Genomic DNA, 16,012 nt, shown 5'->3' with positions numbered 1-16,012 from the left:
GGTGCCGGTGTTGCCCTTTGCCAAATTAGGCCAGGAAGGAGTAGTTGCCATAATCTTTACCTACTTTCTCTTTTGTATATTGAAGCAATTAGTGTCGCACGCCACGTTCTTGCTTCTGTAATAAAAAGAGGGAAGGTAAGGGTGTTTTGTAAACCATATCTCGAAATTTTATGATAATTTTGAAAGGAATTTTTATATGAATATAAAAGTTAAACAAATCATTGCAATTAGTTGGATTCCCGCCCGTCTCCTTCCGCATGGCATGACCTACTTCTGAAAACTGAATAATCAAAGATCGTGCCCCGGAGCCGCTTGATGCGCTGACTTCCCATGTGCCGCTTGATGAACCTTCTCCATTGAGATGATGGAGAAGCTCAACGGCGCGCGCCAGCGAGATCAAGCGGCTCTTTCTATGCTCATCCGGCTCTCAGTGAGAGACGGATGAGCATTTTTTGCGTCTGGCCGCCACAGAAAAATTTTTCAAAAGAGTTTTTAATCCGGACATCGCCTGTCCGCTTTACCCTGTATGATTCCGCCATGGAGGTGAAAGGGGGTGAGAGTGTGAGGATCAACGACCGACAGAAGCAGCTCATCGACCTGCTGTGCCAACGGCGGAGCGATACCGTTCAGAACCTGGCGACAGAACTCGGCGTCTGTGAACGGACGATCCGCCGCGACATTGAAGAACTTACACTCACATACCCCCTTGAAACAGTCCGAGGCCGATATGGCGGCGGGGTAAGGATGGCTGACTGGTACTTTCAGGACCGGCCAAAGCTATCCCCCAAGCAGACCGCCCTACTCAAGCGTTTGGCAGTTGGATTGCACGGCGAGGACCTGGACGAAATGAACCAGATCCTGGCCCGTTTCGCTTCCTGAAGGAGCGCCCGCCGCTCCACGGCACCTTGAAAAGTTCATACCAGCAGTACGGATAACCGCCTGAACAGTTGAGCGTCATGCAGCGCGCGCCATGACACCCAGGGCAATGCCCTGGGCCGAGCGAGAACGCCACCTGCATGGGGCGCTATGGCATGCGCTTTTGCAATGACGCTGTTTGGGTACACAATGAGACACCTCGCATGGCCTGCGCATAAGACAGGCGGCGCTGCCCTGGAGTTGAAAGCAGTAGAGACTACAGGTAAAAGCCCGTGCGGCTTCTTGCCGGAAGCCGATCCGTACTGTTCCCCATCGTCGGGGGGCGAGCTGCAAATACGACGAGAACAAACAGCAAAACAACTCACTTATTCAATAGGAGATTTTACAGATGATTAGTTATCATAACAGGCAGGTCGCACATCATGAGATCGACCATATCTTTCAGGACCTCTTCCCAGGCCATGGCATGACGGCCCGGCCCAGCCAAATCGAGTTGAGCCACAAGATGCTGGACACCATGACCCACAGCAAGATCGCTTTAAGCGACGCAGGAACGGGAATCGGCAAGACCTACGCCTATCTGGTGGCTGGTGTTTCTTTTTCTCGTGCGTTGAACCGGGAAAACATCCCTTTCCAGCCCATCCTCATCTCCACCTCCAGCATCGCCCTGCAAACGGCGGTAAGGGAGGAATACATCCCGTTCCTCTCCTCTGTTCTTTTGGAGGATAAGCTGATCCAGATCCCCATCCGGGCGGTCATTCGCAAAGGAAAAAGCCACTATGTCTGTGATGAGCGTCTGATGCGCCGCCTGCGGCGGCTAGACCTGGAACGAAAAAATCCGCTGGCCGCACAGGCCCTCCTCTCCCTGCGGGATCATTTGGACGCAGACCAAGCCCCCCATCTCAGTCAGTATGACCGAAATCGTGTGTGTGTCCCCACGATTTGTGATTGCCGCAGGGATAGCTGCCGGTACCTCTGCTATATGGAAGCCTGCAACTCTGACCGCTATCTGTTTCAGATCTGTAACCATAATCTGTTATTGGCAGACGCCATCCATCGTGGCAGCGGTCACCGCCCCATCCTGCCGGATGTTGGTGCTCTGATCATTGATGAAGCGCACAAGCTGCCTGAGACTGCCCGACAGATGTTTGGTGTTACCCTGGCAGCCAAGGGCATCCGCACGCTGATCCGCATCCTACGGGCGGAACGATATCTGCTGGCATCGGAATCCTTGGCTGATATGGCGGCAGCGCTTCTGAAGCTTATGTCTCTGCCTCATGATGGTGATCGCCCTTTTTCGGACTATGTCCGACACATGATAGGGCCAGCCCGAACCCTGGCTACCATCCAGAGACAGATCGGCGGGGTACTGACACCAACCGCCGGAAAGGAATTGGGTCGGATATCCTCCGCAGTCAATCTGTTTTTGGAGGAACGCTCTGACTTGGTATGCTACACTGCGGCGGATGACGATGGCGGCACATTGCTGTGCGCCTCCATCTCCGACCTGACCGCCCAGCTCCAAGCAACGCTCTGGTCACAACCCCAGCCTGTCCTCCTTACTTCCGGAACCTTGGCCATAGGTAAAGACTTTTGTCGTTTCAAAGAGGAGGCTGGCCTCACCGATAACTCTCGGGTGGAGGAATCTGTTTCGCCCTCTCCCTTTGATTACCGGAAAAACTGCCTGCTCTATTTTCCCACGATGCCGCCCAGGCAGCACGAAGCGGACTACTTTGCCAAGCTGGCCGAGGAGATCCGCACATTACTGATCGCGGTTCACGGCCATGCGTTGGTACTGTTCACTTCTTATGCAGCCATGTCCGCTGTGAAGGATCGTTTGAAGCTTCAGCCCCTTCCGTTTCCACTGTTTACCATGGGACGGAACGCCCCGCACACTATGGCCCAGTTCAAGGCGGCACCCGGAAGCGTCCTGTTTGCCACCGGCGCTGCCTGGGAGGGCTTTGACTTTCCCGGAGACTGTGTCTCTTTGCTGGTCATCCCCCGACTACCGTTCCAATATCCGGACGCCTTGCAAGAAAAAAAGAGAGAGGCATATCCTGATCTCCGCACGTTCATCCGGGCCGTGGCTGTACCGGAAATGCAGATCAGACTCAAGCAGGGGTTCGGACGAGCCATCCGCTTGGAAACTGACACCTGTGTGATCGCCATTTTGGATGAACGAGCCGCCAAGGGCAGCCGTTACTTCCGGGATGTTCAATCCGCGCTGCCGGAAATGCCTATCACAAGCAGTATCTATGCGGTAGAACGATTTATCCGGCGAGTCAAGGATGAGAGCTACTTTGAGGAGGCTGCGTGATGGAGATCCGAAACGAACTGCGTTATCTGTTATCGGTGGGCCTGTGGGAGCGGATGGCGGCGGACGGCCTGCTGACCAGAGAAGAACTGGCCAGGGCCAAACGGCTGTCCGCAGAACGATACCGGCCCGGAACTGTTTGGGAATAGTGCTGGCTATTCCCGCAGGGGTGTGGTATGGTTTCGTTGCCGAAAAAGATGGAAGGAGGCGAATGAGAAATGGCTGAAGTACAAGTAATCCCACCCAAGGCAGCGAGACCAGACACCCTGCGGGTAGCAGCCTATTGCCGGGTCAGCTCCGACTCTGCGGATCAGCTCCATTCCTACGCCGCCCAGATCCGGGCCTATACGCAGGCGATCAACGCCCATGATGGCTGGGATCTGGTGGACATCTACGCGGACGAGGGCCTGACCGGCACGCGGATGGATAAGCGGGAGGACTTCAACCGTCTGATGGCAGACTGCCGGAAGGGCAAGATCGATAAGATCGTGGTCAAGTCCATCTCCCGATTTGCCCGGAATACCCGTGACTGCCTCGCCACCCTGCGGGAGCTTTCCTCGCTGGGTGTGACTGTCAAGTTTGAAAAAGAGAATATCGACACTGGAACGCTCACCTCAGAACTGATGGTGAGCGTTTCTGCTTCTCTGGCCCAGGAGGAATCCATCTCCATCTCCAAAAACCAACGTATGAGCTATCAGCGCCGCATGGAGCGTGGGGAGTTTATCACCTGCAAGGCTCCTTTTGGCTATAAGATCGTCAACGGCAAGGAATTGGAGATCATCCCGGAAGAAGCCCATTATGTCAAGTGGATTTTTGATATGTACCTTAGCGGGGCCAGCATGGAATGGATCGCAGAACAGATGACAAATACAGGACTTCTAACTTCGGATGGAGGACATCAATGGTATAGCTCCACCATCGCTTATATGCTGACGAATGAGAAATATATGGGTGATTCCCTCTGCCAAAAGACATTCGCAAATGCATTTCCCTTTACCAAGCAAGTGAACCGTGGAGAACGGGATCAATATTATGTGGAGCATAGCCATCCAGCCATCATTTCAAAGGATATATTTGAAAAAGCCCAAGCGCTTCTACAGCGCAAAGGGCAGCGGATAGACCTGCAGCGGGAACGTACCCCGCTTTCAAAAAAGATGACCTGTGGCTTCTGTGGCAGTACATTAGTCCGGCGGATCTCAAAAGCTGGATACGTCTCCTGGGTATGTCGCAAGCATGACAGAAAAGCCGCCGACTGCCCCAACGGACGAATCAGCGAGGACAGCATCCATGCGGCATTCCTCCGGATGTATCGCAAGCTCCGCACCCATGACGGCATCGTGCTGGCACCTGTGCTGAGGCAAATGGAGACTTTGTCAGATGCCCTGCATCGCGGCAACCCGGCCATGCTGGCGGTCAACACAGCCATCGCCACGGCATCCGAGCAGAGTTACCACCTCACAAAGCTGCACACGGCAGGTCTCCTGGACAAGGCTGCCTTATCCGCAAAGCAGGCAGGACTCAATGCCAAGCTAACAGAACTACGACGGGAGAGACGAAAGCTGCTTTGCAATGAGGATATTGATGAGCAGGTCGATGCAATTCGCCTGACGATTGATACCATCCGGAACGGACCAGAGACTCTGTCCAGCTTTGACGAAATCCTGTTCACCAAGCTGGTGGAACGAATCGTTGTAGATACCCAGAGCACCATCCGCTTTCAACTATATGGCGGATTTGAATTCCAAGAGACGCTGGAGGCGTAGGCAATGGCAAATCGGAAGATATTGTATGGCTACCAGATCATACACGGCGATCTGGTCATCCAGGAGGAGGAACGACTCACGGTTCAAAATATATTTACCACCTATCTGGCCGGGTTATCCTATCAGGCACTGGCAGACCGGATGAATGCGGACAACATCCCGTTCTCTCAGGAATCGCCGCTGTGGAACAAGCACAAAATCAAGCGAATGCTGGAAAACTCTCGCTATGCCGGGGAAAATGGATACCCACCCATTATTGACCAAGATACCTTCCAGCAAGTGCAGGAAAAGATCTCAGAAAAGACAAGTGGGAAGTTTCCACGCCGGACGGAATCGGATGGCTTATGGCAAAAGCTGCGAAGCGGATGCTGTCAGACTCGCCTGCTCCGAACCGGAGGGCCAATCGGGCATACCGGAAACGTCCATCTGAAATGTTCTGCCTGCAGAAACGCATTTGTTGTCAGGAAGGAGGAATTGCTTGCGCAGACGGCACGGCAGCTTGCGGCACATGAAAAGTCCGTATGTAAGCCATACGCGCCCTCTGCGGAGGCCGTTCGCCTGGCCAACGCTATTAACCGGGCGTTGGAACAGCCAGGAGACGGTAAGGAGGCTCTCTCCCACATCCTGCAAGGGGCAGCTGCCCGGTATGCCTGCTGTGATGATGGTGTGGATACGGCTGTAAGCCAAACGCAGCCCGACCAAATCGACTGGGAGCGCTTCGAACGAATGGTCTCCCATATCATAATCGGAACAGATAACGCAATCACCGTACACTTTTGATTAGAAACAGAAAGGACAGCAAAATGGAACAATCATCACTGGAACGCACCGTCCACCATATTCCGGCATCACGGTCCAATGTAGCAGGCAACAAGACGAGACTCCATGGCAGGCAGCGGGTGGCGGCTTACTGCCGGGTCAGCACCGACAGCGAGGAGCAGATCAACAGCTACACCGCCCAGAAAGCCTACTACACCCAGAAAATTGAGGAGTCCCCAGATTGGGAACTGGCCGGGATCTTCGCGGACGAGGGGATCACCGGAACCAGCATGAAAAAGCGCAAAGAGTTCAACCGGATGATCATCGCCTGCAAGCGGGGCGGGATCGACCTCATCCTCACAAAGTCTCTCTCCCGTTTCGCCCGGAACACCGTAGACTGCCTGGAGACGGTGCGGATGCTGAAGGCCAGGGGGATCGGGGTCATCTTCGAAAAAGAGAACATCAACACCCTTACAGAATCCAGCGAGTTCCTCATCACCCTGTTCAGCGGATTTGCTCAGGCCGAGAGTGAATCCCTCAGCGTCAATATCCAGCTGGGCATCCGGATGGCAATGAAAGAAGGAAAGGTCAACTTCCACTACAGATCCATGCTGGGCTACCAAAGAGGAGCGGACGGCAAGCCGGAGATCGTACCGGAGGAGGCCGAGGTGGTGCGGCGAATCTACCGCCGGTATCTGGAGGGCTGCAGTGAGGGCCAGATCCAGAGAGAACTTACCCAGGATGGGATCGCCACCGCAAAGGGTGTCAAGGCATGGTCCCATCAGATCGTGCATAACATCCTCACCAACGAAAAGTATGTAGGGGACGCCCTGCTGCAAAAGACCTTCACCACAGACTGCATCAGCAAGAAGGTCAAGAAGAATACCGGCGAGTTGCCGCAGTATTACATCAAGGACAACCACCCTGCTATCATCACGCGGGACATCTACCAGCGGGTACAGGCGGAGATGGCACGGCGAACCAGCAAGCGAAAGATTCTGCAGAAAAGCGGAAAAACAGAACAGGGCAAGTATTCCGCCAAGTATGCGCTCAGTGAGCGGCTGGTCTGTGGGGAGTGTGGTTCCCCCTATAAGCGGTGTACCTGGGCCAGGAACGGTGTCAAACGGATCGTCTGGCGGTGCGTCTCCCGGCTGGAATTCGGGAAAAAATACTGCCATAACTCGCCTTCCATGGCGGAAGACAAGCTGCATACCGCGATCCTCACGGTGCTTAACCGGGTAGTCGAAGCAAGCGATGGCCTGCAGGAAGAACTTGCAGAAACGCTTCGAATGGTATGTACTCCGGAAGTGGACGGGAACAACTTGATGGAATTAGAACGCAACATGGAAGCACTTACCACACGGCAGAATACACTGTTGGATCAGGTATTGGCCCACATGGATGACCTGACACTAACAGAGCAGCTCAAGACCCTGTTGGAAGAAAAGCAGCACCTGCAGACACGGATCGATGCAGCGAAGAAGGAGGCAGCCAACAGAATCAACGAGGACTCACGTATGGCAGAGTACACAGCTTACCTGGAGGAGCACCTCAATGGCTTCCCTCACTATGATGACGAAATTGTTCGAAAGATGATTGAACGGGTCACTGTAGTCGATTCGGAAATAATCCGGGTCAAGTTCCGATACAGCGATTTGGAGATTGAACAGTCCGTATGCTAAAATAGAGACAAGGAGCAACTACTTATGGAAATATTTATTACAGGGGATACACACGGAGATTTCCGCCGCTTCCGCCCCGACATTTTCTATGAGCAGGAACACATGACCAAGGAGGATTTGGTTCTGGTCTGTGGAGATTTTGGTGGAATCTGGCACGGTGACCCACGGGATGATGCAGGACTGGACTGGCTGGAGGACCGGCCATACACTACTGCATTTGTGCTTGGGAACCACGAAAACTATGACGCTTACAAAGACTACCCCAAAGAAGAATGGCAGGGTGGACAGATCCAGAGGATACGTCCCTCCGTTCTGCACCTCATGCGAGGTCAGGTATACGAGCTCAATGGCAGGAAGTTTTTTACCATGGGCGGCGCTTCCTCCCATGATATTCAGGACGGCATCCTGGAACCGGACGATCCTGACTTCGAGGAAAAGTTCCAGCAACTCGAACAGCGCGGTGCGCTGTTTCGTGTGAACCATCGTTCCTGGTGGGCCGAGGAACTGCCCAGCGAAGCGGAATATCTGGAAGCCAGAGCAAATCTGACGCGTGTCAACTGGAATGTGGATTACATCATCAGCCACTGCTGCCCCTCCAGCATACAGGATGTGTTCAGCGGAGGAATGTTCAAAAAAGACGCACTGACCGAGTTCTTCGATGAAGTGCGTCAGAGATGTACCTTCCGGTATTGGTTCTTCGGCCACTATCACAGCAATATGGTGATTGAGAAAAAATATGCCATGTTATATGAGCAGATCATAAGACTGAAGTAAGACAAAGGGCTGTGCTGACGCACGGCCCTTTTTTCACCTCTGTTTGCACACGGCTTTGTCAGTATGTCAATATGGGGGTTCGGAAATAGCTTGAAAAAAGCGCAGAAAAACAAAAATACAAGATGCGCAAAACCACGAATCCATTGAGCCACAAGGCTTTCCGGGCTGTATCTTTTTCGGCAACAAAAGACAGATGGACATTACACGAACACCTACTTTTTCAAAGGCGGCTTTGCCGTAAGAGTGTGGTTGTGATGTCAAAACAGAAAGAAGAGAGTGGCATTTGCCACTCTCTTCTTTACTATTTCTAGCAGATTATGTAGTATATATTAGTCAAGATAAATTGTGAGTAACATATTGAAACTCGGAGGATAGGAAAAGCTTATGAAAGTTTCAATTAAAACTATAAAAATCACATCTGTAATCTCTGTGCTCTCTCTGGTTATTGCCTTGCTTATGGGGGCGGAATATTTTAAGGATGCCTCGCAGATATATTTGTTTGGAATTTCTTGGGTTACACTACAAAATACAGCGTTTGGGATTTTCGGAAGTGCTGCACTTGCAGCAGTATCAGCCGGAATTATTTATGGTGTAGATAAAGAAGCATATCTGAACAAATCTGAACAGTATTTGATTCATGTGTGTACAAAATCCAAAACTGCCTTTGTGCAGCTTACCGAGGCCAATAAAATTTTGGAGAATGGAATCCTTTCAAAAAACGAAAAAGCTACTTTCACAGGTGTTTCAACTATAATTTCGTTTATTGAGACTCAACAGGAAGCGATACAGCCAGCATCAATGCAGTTTTTATTCAAGCGTAGCCAGGTGGCTTCGTATAATGCGCTGTTATGCAGATGCCATGAAGTAACACAAGGATTGATTCAGCTGAGCAACAAATTGCAGGTAAAATATGGACACTGGGAAATAAATGACGCCGTGAAGAATGCAGCACAGTCTTCGACTGGACTAGACAGTCCGCTTTTAGATGAGGCAAAAAGTTGCTCAGAAGAGGATTTACGCTTGACAATCAACCAAATAAGTTGGCAACTCAATAATGTGATCCAATACACTACTTTGGCAATTCATCAACTTTTTTATCTTCAGAAGAAAGAAGATAAGCTTCAATCGACTTTTCAACTGATGGATGATCAGGCGCAATATTACCAAAAGACACTTGAGGTCCAAGCGCCTACGGTTGACGAGAAAACAATAGCAGAGCATCAAATTAAGGTTGTTCAACAAATTGCTAGTATAGAAGGCATATTAAGTGACCCCCACAGCCCTGCAATCACTATGATGAGCCAAAACCCCTACGCCTATGTGAATGTTTTGACAGATGCACTGAAGAATATGCGTGCTTGCCGGTATGAGGCATCAGTATTATATGCCTCTGATAAAAAGTTGATTTTCGACATCAATACGATTGTAGATGATCTTGGTATGCTGGTTGAGCAGATCCATACGACTATTACTTTGGTTACATCTCTTCGGCCAGAGTGGATTGATTACCTGCAAAGAAATGGAATAGATGTAAATTCTGCTTACCCGTTTGATCCAAAGCTAATCGAGCTAGTAGAAGCGTTTCTGAAGGAAAAGACGCCGTATGGAAAGACACAATTATTGGCAGATGAAATTCTTAAAATAATTCATTCTGATGAATTTAAGGAGCGATTGAATTTCAGCAATAATAAGAGTGATTCGGCCACCAAATAACCTTAATAAGTGCGGCGCAGCTAAATGGATAAGATTTTTTCTTGTTTCCAGAAACAGGCGAAATGCCCTTTGGGCAAAACATTCTTCCCCTGTACTGCGACAAAAAAGGATGCCCCAAACTAGGGCATCCTTTTGCATATCGTCGTTGAACTTTACATCACTCCTCATTTTGATTAGGATACTTCTTTTTCCATTCCTCCAACTCCTTTTGTCCCTGTTCGCTGGCGTAGAATTTCTGAATTTCGGGCACGAGAAAGCGGGCGAAGGAATCAATGATGGACTGCGGCAGTTCAATCTCGTATGGATTCAGACGTTTTTCTTGGCTGGCCATGGTGTATTGCCCCGACAGCAAACCCCTTCTGGCTCAACTTAGCCCATCTCACACTCCTTCCCGGCGATACACAGTTGCCAAAGATTGTTCCCATGCACAGAAGGAGAATAGATCATTTTAAAACCTGAGAAATTTCTCATAGAGCTCCTTTCCCATCCCTTCCCATCCGGGGTTTTCACCGGAAAAGCCCGCACAAAATAGCTCAGATAGGAAGGGAATGAATCGAATTAAGCTGGGTATATTTATCTTTTTCTTTTTATCTACCGTCTGGTTTTCGCACTTCAACAAAGCGGATTACCGTACTTGTCGAATTCATTATTCAGCCTTCCGGCGTTCCGCAACCGGATTTCTTGAAGTCGGTGTTCGAAACCGCTTCATAGTGTTTTGGATAGATACGGTTGGGTTTTCCACACCCCTGCTTTTTGATGGAGATCAAATCGGCATATTGTAGTTCCCGCAGCGTATCCACCGCCTTTTGGCGGCCACAGTGCAGCAGCACACACACCTCGTTGATGGGGTAATACAGATAAATTTTGCCATAATCATCGGCCCATCCGTTTTTGCGGGACAAATCCGTTCGACGCAGGATCATCGCATACAACAGTTTTGCTTCACTTGACAAGGAGCAAAAACTTGGTGCCTCAAACAGAAAATTGGGCAGTCGTATAAAACTTTGGGCCGGTGGCTTCTGATGAATGTAAAAGGGTTTTGTAGCCATGACAGGTACCTCCATGCGGACAATTAGAACGCGATTTCTGAGCGATAATGGGTATTGCTATTCACCTCCATGATTGCCAGGCCGGAAACCGAGAATATATCCGGCTTTTGGAATCTCTATTTGTCCGTATTCGACCTCCGTTTCCTGTCACTTGCTGTTTTCTGACGACGGTGCACCTTGCGGGCACAATCAGAACAATACTTAGCGCGGTTGGACTTTGCCAGGAACGGCGAGCCGCATTCTGCGCATCGCTTCAACCCCTTTGGTTTTGTGATCTCGGCATATAAAGCTGGAGCGCCCGGCAGAACCCAATCCCGGAACCAAGTGCAGCACAGAGAATAAGAGATACTTTGTACACAGACACAAGGTTCGCCATCGTCCAGTGCGATACAGTTGCCGCGGTCATAATTGCAGCAAGATTTTCGAATTAGCGCATTGGCTTTTCTCCTTTGCTTGGGTGTCATTTGAATCAACAAATTGTTTTTCCTCCCAGCTTCGCGGTTGCATCTTGTGCAAATATTTTTCCATGCGCTTCACTCCGTTTCATGTAAAGAATTGATTTTGTGAGATTTACGGTTTATAATAGTTGTAAACCGTAAACTCTAATTGAATTATACCGCAGGAAGGTGCTTGAATCGGTATATCAACCATAAATTATTTTAGTTTCAAAAATGATTTATTTATAAATTATAGTTTACAAATGGACAGGAGGATCAACTCATGCTGTATGACGAAGCAAGGATGGCGCTGACCAAAGAGCGGCTGGAAGATCTGCGCAAAGAAAAAAAGCTGTCCTTTGAACAGCTTTCCAAGCAGCTTGCGGAGCGTGGTGTCAACATCAGCCATACAAATCTCAAAAATTATGAAATCAACGATCCAGTCCATCCTCTGTATGGCCGCACCCGTAGCATGAGCATCGAGTATCTGGTCGCCTTTGCGGATTTTTACGATGTGTCGGTGGAATATTTGCTGGGACTGTCTAACTCCCGCAAACGAGAATATCATGATATTTCCGAACAGCTGAATTTGAGCGACGGCGCAATCGAAGAATTGGTTCGATGCAAAGAAAATTCCAGCAACGAAGAAGAGCCGCAGATGTATTTTACCAAAGACACAGTGGTTCTGAATGATTTTCTCACCAGCACAGAGTTCAAAACTGTGATGGAGAAAATCAAGCAAAGCTTGTTTGCCTATCATATGTACCAGGTCACCCACGACAGCATTTCGGCGCAAATACGTGAGGAAAAATCCGAGCAGATGAAAGAGGCCCAACGAGTGTTGGATGCGTGTGGCTATTGTTCTGTGGAATATGATTTGATTTCCCAGGTTCATATGGAAAACGCAATTGGTGTATTGAATACCTATCTGCGCAAGCTGCCAAGGCTGCTTTATGAGGAAAACAGAGAACAGCTCGCTTGGTAAGATGCGGTGTATTTGTTCACCAATATCCAGATGGTGGAGCACGGAAACAGCAAAGACATTCTGGGCCGCACCTAGCGGAATACAAGGTGTGCACCGAAGCCAAATGACAACTAATAAAACATGAGGGAGAATTTATCATGCCTAAATTAACAATATCTCAATTGGAAAGCCATCTGTTGAAAGCAGCAGATATTCTCCGTGGCAAAATGGACGCTTCTGAGTTTAAGGAATACATCTTTGGAATGCTCTTTCTAAAGAGACTTTCCGATAACTTCATGCAGAAACGTAAAGAACTGGAAGCGGAATATAAAGATGATTTGACGCCGGAAGAACTGGAGGATTTTCTTGAGGATAAGACTTCTTACGGCAGTACTTTTTTTGTGCCTCGTGAGGCGCGTTGGGAGTGCGAGGATAACGGCGATGGCTGGACGGGACTGCTCCATGTCAAAGTGGATGTTGCTGCCAAGCTGAAACGCGCCCTTGTTGCCATAGAAAAAGAAAACATCCAGCTTGATGGCGTTTTGAAGAACATTGATTTTGCAAAAAAGGTTAAGAACAAGCAGATCATTACAAATGAGCGCCTCGTTCAACTTGTCTGGCATTTCAATAAGTACAAGCTGACAAATGATAATTTTGTGTTCCCCGACCTGCTTGGAGCAGCCTATGAATACATGATCAAGAACTTTGCGGACTCTGCCGGAAAGAAAGGCGGAGAATTCTATACGCCGTCAACTGTCGTTCAACTGATGGTGCGAATCATTAAGCCGCAGGAAAACATGGAAATATACGATCCCACGGTCGGCAGCGGCGGTATGCTTATTCACAGCAAGCAGTATGTTGAGGAGCAAGGCGGCGATGGACGTAAGCTGGCTCTGTTCGGGCAGGACGATGCTGCAACGGTATGGTCGATTTGTAAGGTGAATATGATCATGCACGACATCAAGGATGCCGACATTCAGCACGGCGATACCCTGATGGAACCATATTGGCAGAAGAACGGATCGGTGCGTCAGTTTGACCGCGTGATTGCAAATCCTCCATTCTCACAGAATTATACAAAGAATGATAAAATGAAGTGCCAGAACCGCTTTGTCTATGGGTGGGCTCCTCAGACCGGCAAAAAAGCCGATTTGATGTTTGTGCAGCACATGATTGCCAGCACAAAACCGGACGGCATGATGATAACGGTCATGCCTCACGGCGTTTTGTTCCGTGGCGGTGCGGAGAAAACTATCCGTAAGGGCATTCTCACGGACAAACAGGATATTGTACAGGCAATTATCAGCCTGCCGCCTGATTTGTTTTACGGCACCACTATCCCTACCTGTCTTCTGGTTATCAACAAAAAGAAGCCTAAGAAACTTAAGGACAAGGTGTTAATCATCAATGCCGATGCGGAATATGGTGAAGGCAAGAATCAGAACTTCCTGCGCCCGGAAGATACCGAGAAAATCGTCTGGGTATTCGATAATATGGTCGAGGTCCCCGGATATTCTAAGATCGTAAAGATTGCGGATATTCTTGATGAAAAGACAAACGATGCTAATCTCAACATTAGTCGCTATGTCGACAATGCTCCGCCGCAGGAGCCGCATGATGTCCGTGCGCATATGCTCGGTGGCGTACCGAATGTAGAGATTGAGGCATTGAACGGACTGATTGCAAAGTACGATATATCCCATGCGGACATCTTTTCTGACAGAGGAGACGGATACTCCGACTTCCTGAAGAGATGCGCCACAAAAGGAATGATTAAATCCTACATTTCAGATCATGCGGGCGTTCTTAGCGCAAAGGAGCGAATGCACGGAGCATTTGAAGATTTCTGGATAGAAGCCGCTCTTGCCGTCAACAGTGTTCATACCGATATGGGTATTGCCGAGTTTGCCATAAAGTTTACCAATCTTCTCGTGGAGACGCTTGAACCGCTCGGCATTCTGGATCAGTTTCAATGCCAGGGCGTATTCGCTAACTGGTGGGAACACAGCTACACTGTCCGTGAATATACAGAGATCGAGCAGTCGGTCGATGGAAAAGAAACAAAAGTTGATGTCAAGGAAGTCATCCGCATCAAGAATGTTTTCAAAACCATCAGTTCCGAGGGCTTTGTCGCCTCGCTCGTCAGTGATGACAAGATTGCCTCAGAGCACTTCGCTGACGAACTGGAAGAACTGCATAGGCTCCGTGACGATGCGGAAAACGCCCAGGCTGACCTGATGGCATATGTAGCCTCCATCGAAATGGAAACAGACGACGAGGATTCCGATGACGGTGATGAAGAGAAAGAGCCGAAAGAGCCATCTGTCAAAGAAGTGGAAACCTATCTCAAGAGCCTTGGAACAGATGAGGCAAAGGCTTCTCTGAAGCAGATTGCTGCGCTTAAGAAGGAAAAGAACCGCCTGAACAGAGAGGTTAAGAAAAAAGAATCCGAACTGCAGGAAAAAATCAATGCCATCCGCGAAGAGTTGACCGAGGAACAATGCGAAGACCTTGTAATGCAGCTTCTTCATGACGGGTTTGTCGAGGAACTGGACGCCTATCTTTCTGCCGAGGTTCAAAAAACCATTCGTGCGGTCAGCAAGCTGTGGGAGAAATACCATGTTTCTGTTGCCGTGCTGCTGGATAAGCGGAAGGTTGCCGAGGACAAGCTGAACGGATTTCTTGCACAGTTGGGATATATCCCGAAAAAGGAGGTTGACGCATGACCTCCATGACAAAGCATACGCTGGTCGACTGCTTTTCCCTGCGCGCCCGCATCGGCTGGCAAGGTTTACGGTCGGATGAATTTAAGACTGAGGGACCATACCTTGTAACCGGTGTGGATTTCCATAACGGTAGAGTAGATTGGGATGATTGTTATCATGTTTCTGTTGACCGCTATGAGCAGGATAAAGGCATCCAGCTTCGAGAAAACGACCTGCTGGTAACAAAGGATGGCACTGTTGGAAAGACCGCTTTTGTAGTGGATTGCCCGGAACAGGCTACTCTTAATAGCCACATATTCCTGGTCCGTTCCAAGGATGGTTCTGTCGAGCCGGAATATCTGTACTATATTCTGAACTCGTATATCTTTGCGGATTTTATGAAGAACATACTCACCGGAACGACCATAAAAGGATTAACTCAGGGGAATTTTTATAAATTCGTATTTGAGGCTCCTGACGTACCGACACAGAAGAAAATTGTAGAGGTGCTGGAGTCTATTGATGCTGTCATCGACAAGACAAGGGATTTAATTCAGAAATACACATCTCTAATGAAAGGTGTTGTTCAAGATATACTTACCGAAAGTATCAAGGATGAGAATACAGTTAAAATGGGAACTTTTGCTAACGCACTTGGTGGCAAGCGCATCCCTAAAGGCTCTGAATTGACGATTGCTAAAACAGCACACCCATATATTCGCGTTAGAGATATGACAAAACCGAAGGTTGTGGAATTGACAGACGATTTCATGTATGTAGAAGAATCAGATTTTCACAAGATTTCGAGATACATAGTAGATGCCGGAGATTTGATTATTTCTATTGTCGGAACTGTTGGTGCGGTTGCTCTTGTGGGAGAAACGCTTGATAAAGCTAACTTAGGGTCTACTGAATGGCTGGAACATTTGGAAATCTCGGAAAAATGACCAGCTCGCCGAGGTCAAAATCGTAGTCC

The 16,012-nt window shown here is 49.1% G+C and carries 15 protein-coding genes; 11 read left to right on the top strand and 4 right to left on the bottom strand.

Features of this window, described 5'->3' with window-relative positions; all coding sequences use genetic code 11:
• Positions 1-88 precede the first annotated feature (88 nt).
• The gene (locus I2C21_RS16390; protein WP_195279776.1) at positions 89-400 is read right to left on the bottom strand and encodes a hypothetical protein; all 312 of its coding nucleotides are present in this window, start codon (positions 398-400) and stop codon (positions 89-91) included.
• Positions 401-561: 161 nt separating this feature from the next.
• Between I2C21_RS16390 and I2C21_RS16385 the strand changes: the two genes are divergently transcribed.
• The 8 genes from I2C21_RS16385 (at position 562) to I2C21_RS16350 (ending at position 9,881) form a co-directional block, all read left to right on the top strand.
• Complete coding sequence (locus I2C21_RS16385; RefSeq protein WP_502709462.1) at positions 562-879, top strand: DeoR family transcriptional regulator; 318 nt, start codon at positions 562-564, stop codon at positions 877-879.
• 385 nt (positions 880-1,264) lie between these two features.
• Positions 1,265-3,193, top strand: a complete 1,929-nt coding sequence (locus tag I2C21_RS16380) for an ATP-dependent DNA helicase (protein ID WP_195279775.1) — start codon at positions 1,265-1,267, stop codon at positions 3,191-3,193.
• Positions 3,193-3,339, top strand: a complete 147-nt coding sequence (locus I2C21_RS16375; RefSeq protein ID WP_195279774.1) for an SHOCT domain-containing protein — start codon at positions 3,193-3,195, stop codon at positions 3,337-3,339. Before I2C21_RS16380 ends, I2C21_RS16375 begins: the two co-directional genes overlap by 1 nt.
• 69 nt (positions 3,340-3,408) lie before the next feature.
• Entirely contained in the window at positions 3,409-4,953 is a 1,545-nt protein-coding gene (locus I2C21_RS16370; RefSeq protein WP_195279773.1) for a recombinase family protein, read from the top strand.
• 3 nt (positions 4,954-4,956) lie between these two features.
• On the top strand, positions 4,957-5,733 hold the full coding sequence (locus I2C21_RS16365; protein ID WP_195279772.1) for a recombinase family protein: 777 nt from the start codon (positions 4,957-4,959) through the stop codon (positions 5,731-5,733).
• 23 nt (positions 5,734-5,756) lie between these two features.
• A complete protein-coding gene (locus tag I2C21_RS16360) occupies positions 5,757-7,394 on the top strand; it encodes a recombinase family protein (RefSeq protein WP_207730654.1) in 1,638 nt (545 codons plus the stop codon).
• Between the two features lie 24 nt (positions 7,395-7,418).
• Entirely contained in the window at positions 7,419-8,168 is a 750-nt protein-coding gene (locus I2C21_RS16355; protein ID WP_195279771.1) for a metallophosphoesterase family protein, read from the top strand.
• 384 nt (positions 8,169-8,552) lie between these two features.
• Positions 8,553-9,881, top strand: a complete 1,329-nt coding sequence (locus I2C21_RS16350) for a hypothetical protein (RefSeq protein WP_195279770.1) — start codon at positions 8,553-8,555, stop codon at positions 9,879-9,881.
• Positions 9,882-10,038: 157 nt separating this feature from the next.
• Here I2C21_RS16350 and I2C21_RS16345 read toward each other — a convergent pair whose 3' ends face one another.
• The 3 genes from I2C21_RS16345 to I2C21_RS16335 form a co-directional block, all read right to left on the bottom strand.
• Positions 10,039-10,212 carry a hypothetical protein gene (locus I2C21_RS16345; protein WP_195279769.1) on the bottom strand — a complete coding sequence of 58 codons (174 nt, stop codon included), beginning with the start codon at positions 10,210-10,212 and terminating at the stop codon, positions 10,039-10,041.
• Between the two features lie 319 nt (positions 10,213-10,531).
• The gene (locus tag I2C21_RS16340; RefSeq protein WP_195279768.1) at positions 10,532-10,930 is read right to left on the bottom strand and encodes a replication initiator protein A; all 399 of its coding nucleotides are present in this window, start codon (positions 10,928-10,930) and stop codon (positions 10,532-10,534) included.
• A 116-nt stretch (positions 10,931-11,046) separates the two neighbouring features.
• Positions 11,047-11,394, bottom strand: a complete 348-nt coding sequence (locus tag I2C21_RS16335; RefSeq protein ID WP_195279794.1) for a cysteine-rich VLP domain-containing protein — start codon at positions 11,392-11,394, stop codon at positions 11,047-11,049.
• 256 nt (positions 11,395-11,650) lie between these two features.
• Here I2C21_RS16335 and I2C21_RS16330 point away from each other — a divergent pair, with 256 nt between their 5' ends.
• The 3 genes from I2C21_RS16330 to I2C21_RS16320 all read left to right on the top strand — a co-directional run bounded on the left by I2C21_RS16330 (position 11,651) and on the right by I2C21_RS16320 (position 15,983).
• A complete protein-coding gene (locus I2C21_RS16330) occupies positions 11,651-12,352 on the top strand; it encodes a helix-turn-helix domain-containing protein (protein WP_071429136.1) in 702 nt (233 codons plus the stop codon).
• A gap of 137 nt (positions 12,353-12,489) precedes the next feature.
• Positions 12,490-15,057: a type I restriction-modification system subunit M gene (locus I2C21_RS16325; protein WP_195279767.1), complete on the top strand. Its 2,568-nt coding sequence runs from the start codon at positions 12,490-12,492 to the stop codon at positions 15,055-15,057.
• On the top strand, positions 15,054-15,983 hold the full coding sequence (locus I2C21_RS16320) for a restriction endonuclease subunit S (protein ID WP_195279766.1): 930 nt from the start codon (positions 15,054-15,056) through the stop codon (positions 15,981-15,983). Before I2C21_RS16325 ends, I2C21_RS16320 begins: the two co-directional genes overlap by 4 nt.
• Positions 15,984-16,012 lie beyond the last annotated feature (29 nt).

Origin of the sequence: Clostridium sp. J1101437_171009_A5 (assembly GCF_015547905.1) — a bacterium.
GTDB lineage: Bacteria > Bacillota > Clostridia > Oscillospirales > Oscillospiraceae > Pseudoflavonifractor_A > Pseudoflavonifractor_A gallinarum.
Note: the sequence above shows the minus strand (reverse complement) of the source record. Positions and strands in the feature narration are given on the sequence as shown.

Coding starts and splice junctions, on each gene's coding strand:
- I2C21_RS16380 (WP_195279775.1), top strand. CDS start 1,265: ATGATTAGTTATCATAACAGGCAGGTCGCACATCATGAGATCGACCAT.
- I2C21_RS16375 (WP_195279774.1), top strand. CDS start 3,193: ATGGAGATCCGAAACGAACTGCGTTATCTGTTATCGGTGGGCCTGTGG.
- I2C21_RS16370 (WP_195279773.1), top strand. CDS start 3,409: ATGGCTGAAGTACAAGTAATCCCACCCAAGGCAGCGAGACCAGACACC.
- I2C21_RS16365 (WP_195279772.1), top strand. CDS start 4,957: ATGGCAAATCGGAAGATATTGTATGGCTACCAGATCATACACGGCGAT.
- I2C21_RS16360 (WP_207730654.1), top strand. CDS start 5,757: ATGGAACAATCATCACTGGAACGCACCGTCCACCATATTCCGGCATCA.
- I2C21_RS16355 (WP_195279771.1), top strand. CDS start 7,419: ATGGAAATATTTATTACAGGGGATACACACGGAGATTTCCGCCGCTTC.
- I2C21_RS16350 (WP_195279770.1), top strand. CDS start 8,553: ATGAAAGTTTCAATTAAAACTATAAAAATCACATCTGTAATCTCTGTG.
- I2C21_RS16345 (WP_195279769.1), bottom strand. CDS start 10,212: ATGGCCAGCCAAGAAAAACGTCTGAATCCATACGAGATTGAACTGCCG.
- I2C21_RS16340 (WP_195279768.1), bottom strand. CDS start 10,930: ATGGCTACAAAACCCTTTTACATTCATCAGAAGCCACCGGCCCAAAGT.
- I2C21_RS16335 (WP_195279794.1), bottom strand. CDS start 11,394: ATGACACCCAAGCAAAGGAGAAAAGCCAATGCGCTAATTCGAAAATCT.
- I2C21_RS16330 (WP_071429136.1), top strand. CDS start 11,651: ATGCTGTATGACGAAGCAAGGATGGCGCTGACCAAAGAGCGGCTGGAA.
- I2C21_RS16325 (WP_195279767.1), top strand. CDS start 12,490: ATGCCTAAATTAACAATATCTCAATTGGAAAGCCATCTGTTGAAAGCA.
- I2C21_RS16320 (WP_195279766.1), top strand. CDS start 15,054: ATGACCTCCATGACAAAGCATACGCTGGTCGACTGCTTTTCCCTGCGC.